General features: G+C 47.0%; 16 protein-coding genes and 2 pseudogenes. 7 read left to right on the top strand and 11 right to left on the bottom strand.

Translation table 11 applies throughout. The features are described from left to right. The first annotated feature begins 344 nt into the window (after window positions 1–344). The 3 genes and pseudogenes from ACEW9I_RS02720 (at window position 345) to ACEW9I_RS02710 (ending at window position 2,973) form a co-directional block, all read left to right on the top strand. Window positions 345–734 (top strand): hypothetical protein, encoded by a 390-nt coding sequence (locus ACEW9I_RS02720; RefSeq protein WP_373538840.1) that lies wholly within the window; start codon window positions 345–347, stop codon window positions 732–734. 180 nt (window positions 735–914) lie between these two features. Beyond that, a complete protein-coding gene (locus ACEW9I_RS02715) occupies window positions 915–1,247 on the top strand; it encodes a YnfA family protein (RefSeq protein WP_373538839.1) in 333 nt (110 codons plus the stop codon). A gap of 103 nt (window positions 1,248–1,350) precedes the next feature. Continuing rightward, window positions 1,351–2,973, top strand: a pseudogene (locus tag ACEW9I_RS02710) (cation:proton antiporter). Window positions 2,974–3,086: 113 nt separating this feature from the next. On the opposite strand, the gene ACEW9I_RS02705 reads toward ACEW9I_RS02710, so the two are convergent. From ACEW9I_RS02705 to ACEW9I_RS02695, 3 genes are read right to left on the bottom strand one after another with little or no spacing between them, the layout of a single operon-like run. Next, a complete protein-coding gene (locus ACEW9I_RS02705) occupies window positions 3,087–3,275 on the bottom strand; it encodes a hypothetical protein (RefSeq protein WP_373538838.1) in 189 nt (62 codons plus the stop codon). 8 nt (window positions 3,276–3,283) lie between these two features. Beyond that, complete coding sequence (locus ACEW9I_RS02700) at window positions 3,284–4,621, bottom strand: ferric reductase-like transmembrane domain-containing protein (RefSeq protein ID WP_373538837.1); 1,338 nt, start codon at window positions 4,619–4,621, stop codon at window positions 3,284–3,286. A 21-nt stretch (window positions 4,622–4,642) separates the two neighbouring features. Beyond that, the gene (locus ACEW9I_RS02695; protein WP_373538836.1) at window positions 4,643–5,440 is read right to left on the bottom strand and encodes a superoxide dismutase; all 798 of its coding nucleotides are present in this window, start codon (window positions 5,438–5,440) and stop codon (window positions 4,643–4,645) included. Between the two features lie 306 nt (window positions 5,441–5,746). Here ACEW9I_RS02695 and ACEW9I_RS02690 point away from each other — a divergent pair, with 306 nt between their 5' ends. The 3 genes from ACEW9I_RS02690 to ACEW9I_RS02680 all read left to right on the top strand — a co-directional run bounded on the left by ACEW9I_RS02690 (window position 5,747) and on the right by ACEW9I_RS02680 (window position 8,414). Beyond that, window positions 5,747–6,544, top strand: coding sequence for a bacteriorhodopsin (locus tag ACEW9I_RS02690; RefSeq protein ID WP_373538835.1), 798 nt, complete (start codon window positions 5,747–5,749; stop codon window positions 6,542–6,544). A gap of 9 nt (window positions 6,545–6,553) precedes the next feature. Further along, on the top strand, window positions 6,554–7,963 hold the full coding sequence (locus ACEW9I_RS02685; RefSeq protein ID WP_373538834.1) for a glycoside hydrolase 100 family protein: 1,410 nt from the start codon (window positions 6,554–6,556) through the stop codon (window positions 7,961–7,963). Window positions 7,964–8,036: 73 nt separating this feature from the next. After that, complete coding sequence (locus ACEW9I_RS02680) at window positions 8,037–8,414, top strand: sensory rhodopsin transducer (protein WP_373538833.1); 378 nt, start codon at window positions 8,037–8,039, stop codon at window positions 8,412–8,414. A gap of 87 nt (window positions 8,415–8,501) precedes the next feature. Here the strand turns inward: ACEW9I_RS02680 and ACEW9I_RS02675 are convergent, their stop codons facing one another. The 8 genes and pseudogenes from ACEW9I_RS02675 to ACEW9I_RS02640 form a co-directional block, all read right to left on the bottom strand. Beyond that, complete coding sequence (locus ACEW9I_RS02675; RefSeq protein WP_373538832.1) at window positions 8,502–9,083, bottom strand: NADPH-dependent FMN reductase; 582 nt, start codon at window positions 9,081–9,083, stop codon at window positions 8,502–8,504. Window positions 9,084–9,147: 64 nt separating this feature from the next. Further along, the gene (locus ACEW9I_RS02670; protein ID WP_373538831.1) at window positions 9,148–10,152 is read right to left on the bottom strand and encodes a GAF domain-containing protein; all 1,005 of its coding nucleotides are present in this window, start codon (window positions 10,150–10,152) and stop codon (window positions 9,148–9,150) included. 2 nt (window positions 10,153–10,154) lie between these two features. Next, on the bottom strand, window positions 10,155–10,433 hold the full coding sequence (locus ACEW9I_RS02665; protein WP_373538830.1) for a DUF1816 domain-containing protein: 279 nt from the start codon (window positions 10,431–10,433) through the stop codon (window positions 10,155–10,157). 111 nt (window positions 10,434–10,544) lie between these two features. Beyond that, window positions 10,545–10,892, bottom strand: coding sequence for a cupin domain-containing protein (locus tag ACEW9I_RS02660; protein WP_373538829.1), 348 nt, complete (start codon window positions 10,890–10,892; stop codon window positions 10,545–10,547). Between the two features lie 66 nt (window positions 10,893–10,958). Next, window positions 10,959–11,450 (bottom strand): transposase, encoded by a 492-nt coding sequence (locus ACEW9I_RS02655; RefSeq protein WP_373538828.1) that lies wholly within the window; start codon window positions 11,448–11,450, stop codon window positions 10,959–10,961. Window positions 11,451–11,677: 227 nt separating this feature from the next. Beyond that, entirely contained in the window at window positions 11,678–12,031 is a 354-nt protein-coding gene (locus ACEW9I_RS02650) for a four-helix bundle copper-binding protein (protein ID WP_373538827.1), read from the bottom strand. 333 nt (window positions 12,032–12,364) lie between these two features. Beyond that, window positions 12,365–12,622 (bottom strand): annotated as a pseudogene (locus ACEW9I_RS02645) (DUF4342 domain-containing protein); the annotation flags it as partial. A 208-nt stretch (window positions 12,623–12,830) separates the two neighbouring features. Next, the gene (locus tag ACEW9I_RS02640) at window positions 12,831–13,391 is read right to left on the bottom strand and encodes a hypothetical protein (RefSeq protein WP_373538826.1); all 561 of its coding nucleotides are present in this window, start codon (window positions 13,389–13,391) and stop codon (window positions 12,831–12,833) included. A 195-nt stretch (window positions 13,392–13,586) separates the two neighbouring features. Between ACEW9I_RS02640 and ACEW9I_RS02635 the strand changes: the two genes are divergently transcribed. After that, complete coding sequence (locus ACEW9I_RS02635) at window positions 13,587–14,018, top strand: hypothetical protein (protein WP_373538825.1); 432 nt, start codon at window positions 13,587–13,589, stop codon at window positions 14,016–14,018. Window positions 14,019–14,137 lie beyond the last annotated feature (119 nt).

Here is a 14,137-nt window from a genome sequence, read left to right as displayed (position 1 = left end):
CTCAGAGAGAGCATACTGCAATGGCTCTAGTTGATCTGGATCGTCTTCTACCAACAGTATTCGCATTGGCTAAATTCCTTTTTACAACTGTATTGTAGAAAGGTAATTCAGCAGCGGCATCTGTCAGAAGTTAGATTTAACTCAGTCCGCTCATAGGCTACGATTCGACTATTCGGCATTATTTCAAACTAAAATAGACCTCCTATTCCCTATTCCCTGTCTTGAAGAGATGCTCTACTTGCGTCTCGCCTTTGGACGGGTTCCCCGTCAAAAAAGGCGAGACAAGACAGGGGAAACCCCAAGACCGCACTTTTCGCTATCCCCTAACTTTCGCAGAAAGTCTAATGTCTACCCCGCGCTTGCTCCATCTGCTCCATCGCGTTGGTGGGGAATTTTGGTTGCCCTTGCCCTTAATTGCTGTAACGATTTGGTTTACAGGCAACTTTATGGCAGCACGAGTTTTAAATGGTTCTTATGATTCTGTCAACAAACTTCAGGCAGGTACCCAGTTAACCACCAAACGATCGGTTACGATCCTGACGATGAATGCCGAAATCGATCGACAGCGCGGTCTAACTACGCTCGTTATTAAAACTACCGCGCCAACTTTACAGCGGCTCGAATACGAGTTTCCCTTCACTCAAGTCAGCCAGATCGAAGCAGCAATCGCCCAGGAATTGGCAATGCCTATTGCTGATGTCCGCAAATCGATCGGCTACCGAATTAAAGATTGAGTATACTTCTTGCTAAAGTCATTGTGTCGAGTGACCTGAAGCTCTACCAGTCTCAGTGCTTGAGCCATCAGAGAATGCAAGCACTAAGTCCGTGCTAATATTTTGTTTGAATTGACCTAAGCGCAAAGAAAAAAGACTTTCCTACCTCTCTCTTTAACTGAATCCTTTAACTGAACCCTAATGAAGATAGCACAGTCTTTACTCTACTTTGTAATAACAGGATTATTTGAGCTTGGCGGTGCTTATCTAGTTTGGCTATGGCTGCGGGAACATAAAAGCATTTGGTATGCTGTGGCGGGGGCAGTGGTGTTATTCATCTACGGCACTCTTCCGACGCTTCAACCAGCTAATTTTGGACGTGTGCAGGCCGCATACAGTGGAATTTTCCTTCTGATTGCGCTTTTTTGGGGATGGGGCATAGATAAAGTTCGTCCCGATCGGTTTGATATTATCGGTGCAGTTGTTGCATTAGTGGGTACGCTTATTATTATGTATGCACCAAGAGGGTCGTAGTTTCAGTTATGCCGCGTCTAACAAAGGCTGTTTCTGCATGGGCTAAAGCAAATCCGTCGCTACAAGTCACGTCGATCGACCGACTCAGAGGCAACGTGGCATTATGTTAGAAAGCATTATCTGGATTTTATTAATAGGCTTTTTCGGAGGGCAAATTGCTCGACGAATCCGAGTACCTGCGCTGGTAGGGATGGTGTTCGTCGGCGTTGTGCTTGGCCCCAACCTGGGCAATGTAATTGCGCCAGCGGTTTTGGGAGCGGCAGATTCGCTCCGCGCGATCGCCGTTATGGTGATTTTAATGAAGGCTGGATTGGGTCTCGATCGGGAAAAGCTGGCTCAACAAGGTACTGTAGCATTGCGATTAGGCTTTTTGCCTGCGGCTTGTGAAGCGATCGCCATTGCATTTGCCTCAATGTGGCTGCTCCAGTTTGACTTTGCCACCGGACTACTCCTGGGCTGCGTCATAAGTGCTGAATCTCCCGCCGTCATTGTTCCTGGGATGTTGCGGCTAAAAAGTCTGGGCTGGGGGGTTGAGAAAGGGATTCCCGATGCCATATTAACTGGAAGTGCGCTGTCTGATGTGCTGCTACTGCTGGTCTTTAGTTTGCTGCTGGCGTTTTTGTCTCAAAGTGCGGCAGCCGGAATAACCTTGCCAGGAGGGTTATCCTTGAGTCCATTGCAATTGCTGCCGTTTCAAATCATGCTGCAAATCGGGTTAGGGGTGTTGCTGGGATGGTTGGTAGCTCGTCTCTTAGTCTTATTATTAACAAAGCAAAACTGGACGCAAACTGCGGTGCAGGATACACTGGTTGCCGCAGGCTTCGCCCTATTGCTTGTAGTCCTAGCGGAAAAATTTCCAGTATTCTCTGGCTATCTGGCAGTCATGACGACTGGCTTTTTCCTGATTGAGATGGATGCCCCGTTAGCACGACGGCTACGCGGTGGCTTTGATAGTTTGTGGGCGATCGCTGAAATCGTTCTCTTTGTGTTGCTGGGTGCGAGTATTCAGCTTAATGTGCTGGGTAATACATTGCTCGTTGGCTTAGTCATATTAGCAATTGGCACTCTGAGTGGGCGTGCCCTCGGCTGGTAACTTTCAACAATAGGGAGTAACTGGACATGGAAAGAGCGGCTGTTTTTGCTGCCTGGAAATTCCGCCAAGGCCACGGTACAGGCCGCCATTGGCGCAGTTCCCTTAGCCCAAGGCATCGAAGGGGGCGAAACGATTCTTGCCTTAGCAGTTCTCTCGATTCTGGTGAGCGCACCCCTTGGAGCTTGGGCAATTCCCACTTTTGCACCAAAGCTGTTGGAGCGGGGGGAGGTCGATCCGACGAAGGTTTCGGTGTCTCGGCGAATTGTATTGCTGGCAGCCGTCGATACCTCTCCCCTAGCGACCCCAGTGTTGACCAAAGTTGCCGATTTGGCTCGTCGCAGCGATGCCGAGGTAGTCGTGCTCCACGTTATGCGGATGGACGATCCTCAAGGAACCGAACGCCTCCGTCATCAGGCAAGCAGCATCCTGGCAGATATTCGATATCAATTTGTCACCGCCAATGGCTCGGTGCCCGAACAAATTGTTCGCACGGCTCAAGATTATGGTGTGGCGGAGATCGTCATTGGCAAACGCGGTTATCGTCCCCTAGATGAGGTCTTGGTTGGGTCGGTGTCTCAAGCCGTGCTAGAGAGCAGCACCACGCCAGTTGTGGTCGTGGATAATCCTAGCTAGCGATTTCACATGGGTTCTATCGACGAAAACAATCTTAAAAACGATCGTATTTTGACTTTTGCAGGAGGTCTCATGGTGGTATCGATCGCCTGCACGGGTTCTAGTCTGTGCGATTAGCCAAAGGCTAGGCTGTGCCTACGGCAGGCTACGCCAACGCCAACGCCAACGACACGACTGGAAACTGGCCGAGTTCTTAATTCGGCAGGTTCGGCACGGTTTTGAAGCCAAGCAAACAGAGCCGCAGTACTTACCAAAATCACCGTTGTGCCTGCAACCAATTGCAACATCAGATTGTAACGCATAATCCCCCTTAGGCTAAATTAAAGTGTTCCATGTGGACGTTCGTGACGGGCACCTCTAGCTCGAACAAACCACGTTCGACCGCCGCCATCATCACTGGAGCAGCACAGACAAAGTAATGCCGACTGCCACGATGGCGGGGAATGTGTTTTGCGAGAAGCGATCGATCGACGTAGCCCGTTTCGCCTTCCCACTCATCGTGGGCTTTACGTAGTACGTAGACGATTGTCAGATCCAGGTTTTCCTTGAATGATTCCAACTCGTCTTTGTAGGTAATATCTTCCCAACTGGCAACTGCGTAAATCAGCAAAAACGGTCGATCGTCCCTGCGTTGCGCCGCCGTTAGTAAAATGCTATAGATCGGTGTAATCCCTACACCACCCGCAATCAGCACAAATCCGGCACTGTCCCAATACCGATCGATCGTAAATACCCCATACGGGCCATCTAGATAAGCCTTGGTACCTGGTTGGACATCTTTGATGGTACTGGTGAAGTCGCCGACTGCCTTGATGCCAAACTCGATCCGATCGGCACACTCGCCGCTAGATGACATCGAAAAGGGATGTTCGCGCATACTCAACGGGGTAATATTCAGCGTCAACCAGGCAAACTGACCCGGTGCAAAGGTAAAGCCTTCATGCCCTAATGGGCGCAACGCCAGCGTCCAAACATCGCCTTGCTGCGGCAGCACTTCTTCTACTATGTAGGGCTTTCTAGTCATCAGCCAGGGTTTGACCAACCGCACGTAAATTATCAGCCACAGCGAGACGAGAATGATCCCCGACCACAATACTACTTTCCAAAATAAGCCCAGATAATTGCCAACGCCAAGCGCGTGTCCAAAGCCCAATCCCACTGCCAGCACTGCTAGAATCGTGTGAATGGCTCGCCAAGGTTCGTAAGGAATCTTCAGTTGCTTTCGCCAAATGGTCGTTATCACCATCGTCAGAAATGCCAGCGTGGCTAACACTGCCATCCGTGCCCGCCAGGGAGCCTGGGGGAAGTTGAGGAGCTGAAGAGTTTCTGGCTGGGCGATAAATAAGATCGCTGGATGCACCAGCACCATCAACAACGCCACCACTGAAGTATAGCGGTGAAACTGAAGCAGAATATCGATGCCATAAGAGCTATCAATTCGATTCACGCGGGCAGTGATGACAAATTGTAATGCCATCATCGCCAAGCCAATAAAACCCAAGGCTACCGAAAACTCGATCCAAAAACCCCGTCCGCCAGGAGGTGGATACAGGAGCAATACCAGCAAAGGCAGCAGGGTCAGCAGCAGATACCCCACGATCCACAGTACGGCAACAACGATCGGGCTGTGCATTAACAATCTTTTCACGATCGAACTCCTAACTAAGCGTTACTTAGATGCAATTTGAAGTCGGCGATTGACTTCTGGCCAGTTAACCACGTTCCACCAGTTGGTCAGATATTCGGCGCGCCGATTTTGGTATTTCAAATAGTAGGCATGTTCCCAGACATCATTTCCCAGTAATGGATAGGAACCTTCTAAAATTGGATTATCCTGATTGGGTGTGGTGGTAATTTGGAGTTGTCCTTGGGAATTACGCACCAGCCACACCCAACCACTCCCAAAGCGATCGCCCCCTGCTTCGTTAAATTGCTGTTTGAATTTATCGAAGCTACCAAAGGTTTGAGTAATGGCTTGGGCGATCGCGCCAGTAGGCTCTCCGCCACCATTGGGACTCATCAATTTCCAAAAAATCGTGTGGTTGAGATGCCCGCCTGCATTATTCCGAACGGTCGTGCGAATGCTTTCCGGCACACTGTTGAGGTCGCGCAGCAAGGCTTCTACACTGCGATCTTGCAAATTGGACTGTTGCTCTAACGCCTGGTTGAGATTTGTAACATAAGCGGCGTGATGCTGACCGTGATGCACTTTCATCGTTTCCGCATCAATCGCCTTTGCTAATGCGCCGTGAGCGTAGGGTAAGGGCGGTAGCTGTGCGGGGTAGGCTCTCAGTTCGCCGCTGGGCGCAGCAACAACGGCAACCGATGAAGTTACTGTGGGAGTTACTGATGGAGTTACTGTTGTGGGCGATTGGCTCTGGGGTGTTGTTTGACAGGCGATGAGCAACACCAACATGGCAAAGGCTAACGCCATAAATCGGATGGGTCGGTTTAAAAACTCGTTCATTGTCTTCACTTAGTTTGACGATGTAGATCGAGATGGTTTGACAGACTCACAAGAGTCAGATCGATCGGCAGTAGCGATTTTTGCCCTCAAAGCTTGGCAGCGAACGATCGCGACTGACCGTTGAGAGCTTAATTATTGTGTTGCTGGCGATCTCCTATCTTCAGTATTGGCGGTAAATGTGACTTAAAAGTGACACGCGATCTAATCGCGCTTGTCTCGATCGCCTGCGAGGTGGATACTTGTCACATTGGTGTCATCTTTATCCCTGAATGTTAAATATGTACACCTACACCGAAAAAATCTGCGATGAACTTCCAGACAACTTTGCATTGGTTGTATGTAGCGGGGATGACGATCGGGGCGTTGCATTTTTGGTCTCTTAGCCGCGACCCCAAGGGCGTTCCTCAGTCGGAATATTTAGTAGCAATTTTTATTCCCATTTGGTCGGGACTGGCATACATGGCAATGGCGTTAGGTCAGGGCAAAGTCGAAGTTGCCGGACGCATCGTTCACTATGCCCGCTACATCGATTGGATGGTGACTACGCCACTTTTATTACTAACGCTTGCTTTGACGGCAATGCAGTTTGTCAAAAAAGATTGGACGCTAATTGGCTTTTTGATAAGCACACAAATAGTCGTCATTACGACTGGATTAATTGCCGATCTTTCAGCTCAAACTTGGATGAGATACCTGTGGTACATTTGCGGTACGGTAGCTTTCCTAGTAGTGCTGTGGGGGATTTGGGTACCCTTACAGGCAAAGGCGCGGGGTCAAGGCAGCGAACTAGCGAGACTTTATAAAAAGTTGATAATCTACTTTACTGTCCTGTGGATTGGCTACCCAGTGGTCTGGATTATTGGCCCCTCTGGGTTTGGGTTTGTAAACCAGGATATCGACACTCTCTTGTTTTGTATCTTGCCTTTCTTCTCCAAAGTTGGGTTTAGCTTTCTCGACTTACATGGTTTGAGAGGTTTACAAAATCGTCAGTCAGAAACTGGGCTAGATCGTGCAGCAGATCGAGTTTTACAATTCCTGGGAATGGGGATTCCCGCCACTCGAACGAGTAGTAAAAGTACCCGTCACCGATCGGCAAAACTTTAACCAAAAACGATGACATCCGAACTCCTCGAACGCTCTATTCTCTACTATCATGGCAAGCCGATTGGTACGATCGCCGCCCGCGATCCGACGATCGCATCGCTCAATTACGACCAATGTTTTATTCGCGATTTTGTGCCCTCAGCGTTAGTATTTCTGAGCCAAGGGCAAACAGAGATCGTCCGTAACTTTCTGATTGAAACACTGAACCTGCAAAGTCATGCCAAATCGATGGATTGCTTTACAGTCGAAGCCGGATTGATGCCTGCAAGTTTTAAGGTCGTTACTGAAGCTGGGATAGAACGATTGGAAGCTGATTTTGGTGCGGCAGCGATCGCCAGAGTTGCTCCGGTCGATGCTTGTTTGTGGTGGCTGATTTTACTCCGAGCTTATACCCGATCGACCGGAGATCTTACATTGGCACATCAGCCCCAATTTCAGGCGGGAATCGGGCTGATTCTCGATGTTTGTCTGGCGCATCGGTTTTCGCTGTATCCTACGCTGCTGGTGCCTGACGGCGCGTTTACGATCGATCGGCGGATGGGCGTAGATGGACATCCGCTCGAAATTCAGGTGCTATTTTACGCATCGCTGAGATCGGCTGCTGAGTTGCTACTGCCAGCAGGGGAAGGTCGTGGGTACCTCGCCGCCACGCACGATCGACTCGGCGCACTGCACTATCATCTGATGGAATATTACTGGTTGGATCTCGAACGTCTCAATCAAATTTATCGGTTTGAGGTCGATCGATATGGTGAGAATATTGCTAATAAGTTCAACATTTATCCAGCGTCGATTCCCAGTTGGCTATCCGAGTGGCTGCCAGAAACAGGCGGCTATCTAGTTGGCAACATCAGCCCCGGACGGATGGATTTTCGCTTTTTTGCCTTGGGAAATTTGCTCGCAATTATCTTTTCGCTCGCCACCGAACGGCAATCTCACCGGATTATGGATTTGCTCGAACAACGTTGGCAAGATCTGATTGGCGACATGCCCCTTAAAATTTGCTACCCAGCGATCTCCGGTGCCGAATGGCGAATTGTGACCGGATGCGATCCCAAAAATTCACCTTGGTCGTACCACAATGGTGGCAATTGGCCGTTCTTAATTTGGGCGTTTGCCGCCGCAGCTCAAAAGTTAGGTCGGGTAGAATTGGCAACCTGCGCGATCGAAATTGCCGAGCGGCGTTTAGTCCGCGACAACTATCCAGAATACTATGACGGTCGCAGTGGGCGACTCATCGGCAAAGAAGCCAGACTCTATCAAACGTGGAGCATTACTGGTTTACTGGCAGCTCAAGCGTTTGTCGAGCGTCCAGATTGTCTTTCACTCATTAGCTTTGAAGCACAAATGGAACTACCGATCTGCAAGATCGCATCTCCTGAGCCGAACATATTCGAGCATAACTCTCGATCGATATAAAGCGAATGATTCATTAATAATACGTACCCGCTCGACCGAAGATGACAAACACAACCTACACTAAAAAAATATCATGAATGAACGAATTGGCAAAATCTGTTGGGCGATCGCCGAAGGCTATATTCCGGCTTATAGTAATGGGCCAGAACCACAGTTTACCAGTCATGAAACGGTCTGTATCCTCAATCCTAACGAGCGAGATGCTCGGATTGAAATGACAATTTTTTATACAGATCGAGATCCGGTCGGCCCTTACCGTTTGCTGGTTCCCGCGCGACGCACCAGTCACATTCGCTTCAACGATCTGCAAGATCCAGAACCCATTCCGCTCGACACTGATTTTGCAAGTGTAATTCATTCAGATGTGCCGATCGTCGTGCAACATACTCGGCTGGATTCTCGCCAGTCTGAAAATGCCTTGTTAAGTACGATTGCCTACGCCTGTTATTAGATCCTACATACCGCAGGTAGATCGGGTGCAGCGTCAGCCATGATTTCAACCCGATCCAATACACAACAGCCTCTTCTGATGACCAGCTTAAAACGGAGTTCCCTTTTCCTGCCGTTGTCGTTGCAAAGCTTCTTCATACCACTCCAGTTCATCCAGAAACTGACTCACTCTCTTGGTTAACGCGGCATCTTGAGGAACCCCTGTTTCATCCAGAGCATCACCAATTTTTGGAATGGAAAAGATGGTAGAAATGGTTGGCATCCCCATTTCGGTCAAAAAAGCCCGCAGTTGAATCGCGGCTCTCACGCCGCCAAAGCCGCCTACGGAATAAGAAACGATGCCTGCTGGACGAAAATAGTACTCCTCTAAGAAATAATCCATCAAATTACTCAAACCGGGTTGAATGGAATGGTTGTACTCTCCAGCTACCACGACAAAGCCATTAGCGGTTCTAATATGCTCCGCTAATTCCTCCATTTTTTCAGGAACTTGTCCCTGTTCGTATTCTTTGTACGTGCGATCGAGCATCCCAAAGTCATACTCTTGGGCATCCGCAAAAATTACCTCATGATTTCTTTCCTTGAGTCGATCGATCGTAAAGCGGGCGGCTTTGATCCCCTGACGATCTCGTCGGTAAGAACCGTAGAAGACGACTGTTTTGAATCTCATAGATTACTCTCCTCACCCAAAATTTGTTTTTTCATTAGATAGTAATAACTCCATAAATGAGGCTTTACCCTGCGCCAACGACTTCGCTCGGTACGAGTCCGCCACCGAAAATTACCTGTGCGAGCAGTTCGCAAGCGTTCCGCAACTCATAGGATACGAATTTTGCTGTCTGATGATGACAGGTGATAATTCCCCACAAGCGTCCATCTTTGATGAGGAAAATCGTCAAGGATGCACAGACACCCATATTCTGGAGGTATTCAGCGTGACAGGGATCGGGACTGCGGAGCATGGCGCGGCTTAGATCCGTAAGCTGTTCCGTTAGTGGATTGAGAGCGGGAATTAGTTGCACTGACTCATCCCGAACGTCACAGATCGCCCCAATCCGATTGGAGAGAAACATTTCCCGCGCTGGTTGGGGAATATCCGACTTATGGAAATGCAAGCCCAGATAAGAATCCATTGCGACTACTTTCTCCTCAGCGATGACTTCACCATGTCCATCCACAGCAAATTTGTAGAGCATAACTCGATCGAATCCAGTTAACTTCCGCACTTCGGCGACCATAATGCGATCCAAAGCAGGTAAATCGGCAGTTGCGGTCAATTGACTACTAGCCGACTTTCCTTGCAGAATTGAGTCTTTCGCTAGGTGATAAAAACTTTGCAAAGGAATATGTTCGTCTTTTTGGGTTGGTTCCAATTCTAGAATTAGATAACCATCGGGACTCCGATGAAAAACAGCATCAAAGATCCGGTAATTATCCTTAGATTTTGTTACCCATACTTTCGTATAATTGTTATCCTCGAAACTCCGATTTGTCAATCCAGCTCGAAACTGCTCGACCTGGAAGACATCTAAAAACGTTTCCAATGGCTGTCCGATGACTCGACTTGGAACGACTTCAAACGTACCGATCGTATTATTGCTAACTTGTAAAATCTTTAAATCTGGCTCTTGTAAAACTAATAATATGCCATGAGATTGAATTTCCGTCAAGACATGAACAGATGAAGATTTTAAACTGATGGGATTAAAATTCTGGGGATCTGGATTAGTAATTTCCATTTTCACTTATCCAGATCGTATTCAATTGTTAGTCGAGCTGGATGACAGCGATTTACCTGGGTTTTAATTCCTTGGGCAGCTTCGCCTTCAAGATCTTCTACATAGCCAGATACCGCCAGATTCGCTAACTCTGCACCACGAAAAGGGCCAAAATAGTAAATACATCGGGGCTGAGTTGTCAGAACTTCAATCCACCAAGCCTGCCCCAAGAAATCTAGAGCATTAGTCCAGATTTCATCGATCTTCATCAGTGCTTTATTATTTAAAATTTGATTTATCATCACTCGTAATAAAGAAAAATATCTTTTCATTATTGTGTCGATTCTTTTGAGTTTTTATAACAACTAATAACTTGAGAATACTATGGCACAGTTTCAAGCCAGCATCAAATACTACCAAAGCTCCATAACTCGCTCGGAAAGTGTTAATAAAAAGGCTAGGTTTGTCCCTGCTTTGAGGGCATGGTGTGCCGCAGCAGGTATGAAAATAAACACTCCCGCTTCCAAAACAAGCTCTTTGCCTTCCAACGTTAAGATACCTTGTCCTTCAATTACATTAACAGTGGCATTACGCGGATTAGTATGTTCGGCGATGTGCATTCCCACCGCCAGCAGCATCAGCGTATATCGGCAGTTACCATCTTCTAATAAAGTCTTGCTCTTAACTCCAGTCTGAGGATATTCAATGATATCTGCCCAGCGAATTGCAGTAGTATTGGAGGACATCAGCATTTCAGTCATGGAATTATTCCGTTAGTAAGGAGAGATTAATACGAATAGAGATGCTTGTGGATTAAATATAATAAATTATGGAAAGACAATTTTGGAGATCGGTGCATGTCCCAAAAATATGTAGGCAGCAGATCGCAGTACACTTTCAGAATAGATAATTTTTTGGACATCTAAACTTGGCGCACGTTTGGCGGTGGCATTGTAGGTTGCGATTTCACCTTCTAGGCTAAAATCACTATCGGTAAGGTAATGGTCGTTGTCGTGTACTGCTTGAAAGATGAAGTTGTAAATGGGATTAAGTCCCAAAGTTGTATCATAATTTTCGGCAGATACCCACAGATGACTTTGCTTAATATCGACAAACATCTCAGCGGCATTGTCATAACGCTCATACCATGAGAATTCTAGATTGAGCGGAGTACTTTCAAACTCGACCCAAAGCCATTCACACAGTTCTGCCAACGTTGCATCGGTAATTTGGGCAGGCTCACTTTCTAAATAAAGTTTAGCGAGGGTTTCGACTTTGGATGTCTTTGAAATAGAGCGATTATTGATGTTAATGTTCATACTTTCTGCCGCTATAATTTTGGGCGAATTTAGCTTGGGAACTCCCAAAAATAAAATTGTTCCAGCATTATGTATCGATTACACCAACCTACGATCGGTAGATATATTTGGGATAGTTTATTACTTGCAAGTCCCTTAGTCATAATTTTTAGATATTTTATTGAGGTTCAACTCTCTAGCTCACTAGAGAGTTGAACCTCAATAAACTTTAAATAAGTAAGTCTTGACTAAGCCATTGCCATCGACATTTGACGGCAAGACTCGGCACAGCGACGACAAGATTCGGCACAACGACGGCAATGCTCGTGTTCGTGCTTGGCACATTCAGTAGCACAGCGATCGCAAGCATCGGCACAAACCGCACACAGTTGGATCTGTAGGTCGGAATTACGGCTCATAAATCGGGTACAAAGAGCGCAAAGATCGGCGCAATCACGGCAGGCTTTGATGCAGGCAGCCATCATCTGCACCATGTCACTATCCAGACAGGCAGTGGTGCAAAATTCACAGTCTTGGAGGCATTTAAGGCAGGCTTCGATACAAGCTTCGAGTTGAGAGTTCCGAGATTGAGTAGTAGTCATCAGATTATCTTAAAAAAAAGTTCACAAACATTTTTATATTTGTTGTTCTAATCTTCACTAATAATCCGTAGTGAATAAATCAGCCTATAGGCATAGATTGTTTAATTTATTTATTACTTTGAAGACATTTAAATTATTAGCTTTTGCTCGATCGCATCTAGATAAAATTGGCATGAAGTATCGATCGCAATTCACGCCATCCTTGAGGTGACATGGCGATGCCTCGCTCCTGCCCATGAGTAGAACTACTATTGCTAGATTTGGAAGGCTTGGAATTATTTATGAACAGTTCACTATTAATAGAAGGTACAGGCAAATCCTTCGATAGTAAGATTATGCTCGTTTCTCTACCACGATCGTCAGATGAGCAACCATCGCGCCAATCGATCCTACAGCAGCCAGAATCGGAAATAAAGCCGTACTGATGACACCACCAACAACACCGACGGTTAAGGGGATTTCAATTAATATATGCCCCTCTTCATTTTTGAGAATAATCCGCCGAATGTTGCCTTGATGAATCAGTTCTTTGATTTTGGCACCCAAGGCATCACCCTTAATACTAAATTCTTCTACTCCAATCTTTTCTTTTTTTTCTTCATGCTCCCCAGTCCCGTAGACGAGTCGGAATAGTGTAACCGCAAAATGTGCCCTCTTCCTCTACAATTCCACCGAAGTCCATATTACGGAACTGGGCACCATCTGGATTGCCCCAGCGTGGTAACTTGAATATTTTGAGACGACCCGATCGATCTCAGTTTTTCCATTTGAGTTTGGTTTGGCTATTCGCATCTTCGGACTACTCCAAAATTCTTTGAATTCCAATCTGAATCATGCCGATCGTCACCTGCACGATAACCCAACCTAATGTACAGATGGCGATCGCCTTACTTAGCTTGAGATTAAGCCCATTGTGCAACGCCACAATTGCCGCAAACAGGCTCCACAGTGCCAGCCCGATTTCGATGGGTCGTCCCAGGAGTGGCACAACGGTAAAGACATTAAGGATCTGGGGAGTATAGGCCAACCCGATGGGAACCAGCAGCCGTTTGTAGGGAGGCATCGATCCTCGTAACCAGGCTCCAATTTTCCAAATCGCAAACGTCCAACTGTAGTATCCAACCACAACGACCGCGATATTAGCCAGAAATGCCAGGATTTGCAGCACCACAGAGGTATTGTAAGTTAACAAAATCATGCTGCTACCGATGGCATGAGAACATGCAGCGATGATAACCGCTGTCTGAGCCGCGCGATGGAGTGTAGAACCTTGGAAAGCTTCTGCATATAGATTGACATCTAGCAGCAGGGCACGCCAACAGGTTTTGGCGATTCCATTGACAGCGCGTGGACGACTCACAATAGACCTCCTGCGACAGTGAAAATACAATCTTTTTTAGTATTGTTTTCATCCAAAATCCCCCCTATCCCCTATCCCCTGACTTTCGCAGGAGGTCAAATAAATCATTCCCTGGAGAGAGGACTTCATTTAGCATTATATGCTAAAAAACTTTCATGAAAGCTCTGAGCCTATTGAATTCTATGGTATCGATTTATGGCTAAATTACTTTCCTTACTGCGATCGGGTAGCTTTAAACTGCTACTATTTATCGGCTTTCTGGTCTTGCTGTGGGGAAGTACTGCTCCCGTGGGCACATTGGTTTGGTGGCTCGATCGCGGACAGGAGAAATTAGAGAGCCAGAGTCAGAAGCTCAAAGGCTTGCTGAAAAAAAGTTCTCCGCCTAAACAGGGGGCTAAGACTTGTTACATCGTCTTTCTTACTGGCGTTGGCGATCTATCTGCTAACGATCTATCAGCGGGCGAAACGGCATTTTTGGATCGATTGAAGCAAGATCGACCGCAGTGTGTCATTGTGCGAGATGTATTTCCCTACTCAGTAGCCAATGAGGATGTCGGTGGACAGCAAGTATTTGCATTTTTACAAGATATCAGCGATCGAGCTAATTGTAGCGACCCGCAATCATAAATCATCAAACCCACAATCATCGCAAAATTGAACCCACATTAACTGCAACTATCCGACGACTCAAACCCACATTAACTGCAACTGAACCCGAATTAATTGCAACCAACCCACAATCATCC

This window comes from Chamaesiphon sp. (assembly GCF_041738855.1).
GTDB lineage: Bacteria > Cyanobacteriota > Cyanobacteriia > Cyanobacteriales > Chamaesiphonaceae > Chamaesiphon.
Note: the sequence above shows the minus strand (reverse complement) of the source record. Positions and strands in the feature narration are given on the sequence as shown.

What these genes read in the sequence shown, in the direction of transcription:
- ACEW9I_RS02720 (WP_373538840.1), top strand. Translation starts at nt 345, where the DNA reads ATGTCTACCCCGCGCTTGCTCCATCTGCTCCATCGCGTTGGTGGGGAA.
- ACEW9I_RS02715 (WP_373538839.1), top strand. Translation starts at nt 915, where the DNA reads ATGAAGATAGCACAGTCTTTACTCTACTTTGTAATAACAGGATTATTT.
- ACEW9I_RS02705 (WP_373538838.1), bottom strand. Translation starts at nt 3,275, where the DNA reads ATGCGTTACAATCTGATGTTGCAATTGGTTGCAGGCACAACGGTGATT.
- ACEW9I_RS02695 (WP_373538836.1), bottom strand. Translation starts at nt 5,440, where the DNA reads ATGAACGAGTTTTTAAACCGACCCATCCGATTTATGGCGTTAGCCTTT.
- ACEW9I_RS02690 (WP_373538835.1), top strand. Translation starts at nt 5,747, where the DNA reads ATGAACTTCCAGACAACTTTGCATTGGTTGTATGTAGCGGGGATGACG.
- ACEW9I_RS02685 (WP_373538834.1), top strand. Translation starts at nt 6,554, where the DNA reads ATGACATCCGAACTCCTCGAACGCTCTATTCTCTACTATCATGGCAAG.
- ACEW9I_RS02680 (WP_373538833.1), top strand. Translation starts at nt 8,037, where the DNA reads ATGAATGAACGAATTGGCAAAATCTGTTGGGCGATCGCCGAAGGCTAT.
- ACEW9I_RS02675 (WP_373538832.1), bottom strand. Translation starts at nt 9,083, where the DNA reads ATGAGATTCAAAACAGTCGTCTTCTACGGTTCTTACCGACGAGATCGT.
- ACEW9I_RS02670 (WP_373538831.1), bottom strand. Translation starts at nt 10,152, where the DNA reads ATGGAAATTACTAATCCAGATCCCCAGAATTTTAATCCCATCAGTTTA.
- ACEW9I_RS02665 (WP_373538830.1), bottom strand. Translation starts at nt 10,433, where the DNA reads ATGATAAATCAAATTTTAAATAATAAAGCACTGATGAAGATCGATGAA.
- ACEW9I_RS02660 (WP_373538829.1), bottom strand. Translation starts at nt 10,892, where the DNA reads ATGACTGAAATGCTGATGTCCTCCAATACTACTGCAATTCGCTGGGCA.
- ACEW9I_RS02655 (WP_373538828.1), bottom strand. Translation starts at nt 11,450, where the DNA reads ATGAACATTAACATCAATAATCGCTCTATTTCAAAGACATCCAAAGTC.
- ACEW9I_RS02650 (WP_373538827.1), bottom strand. Translation starts at nt 12,031, where the DNA reads ATGACTACTACTCAATCTCGGAACTCTCAACTCGAAGCTTGTATCGAA.
- ACEW9I_RS02635 (WP_373538825.1), top strand. Translation starts at nt 13,587, where the DNA reads ATGGCTAAATTACTTTCCTTACTGCGATCGGGTAGCTTTAAACTGCTA.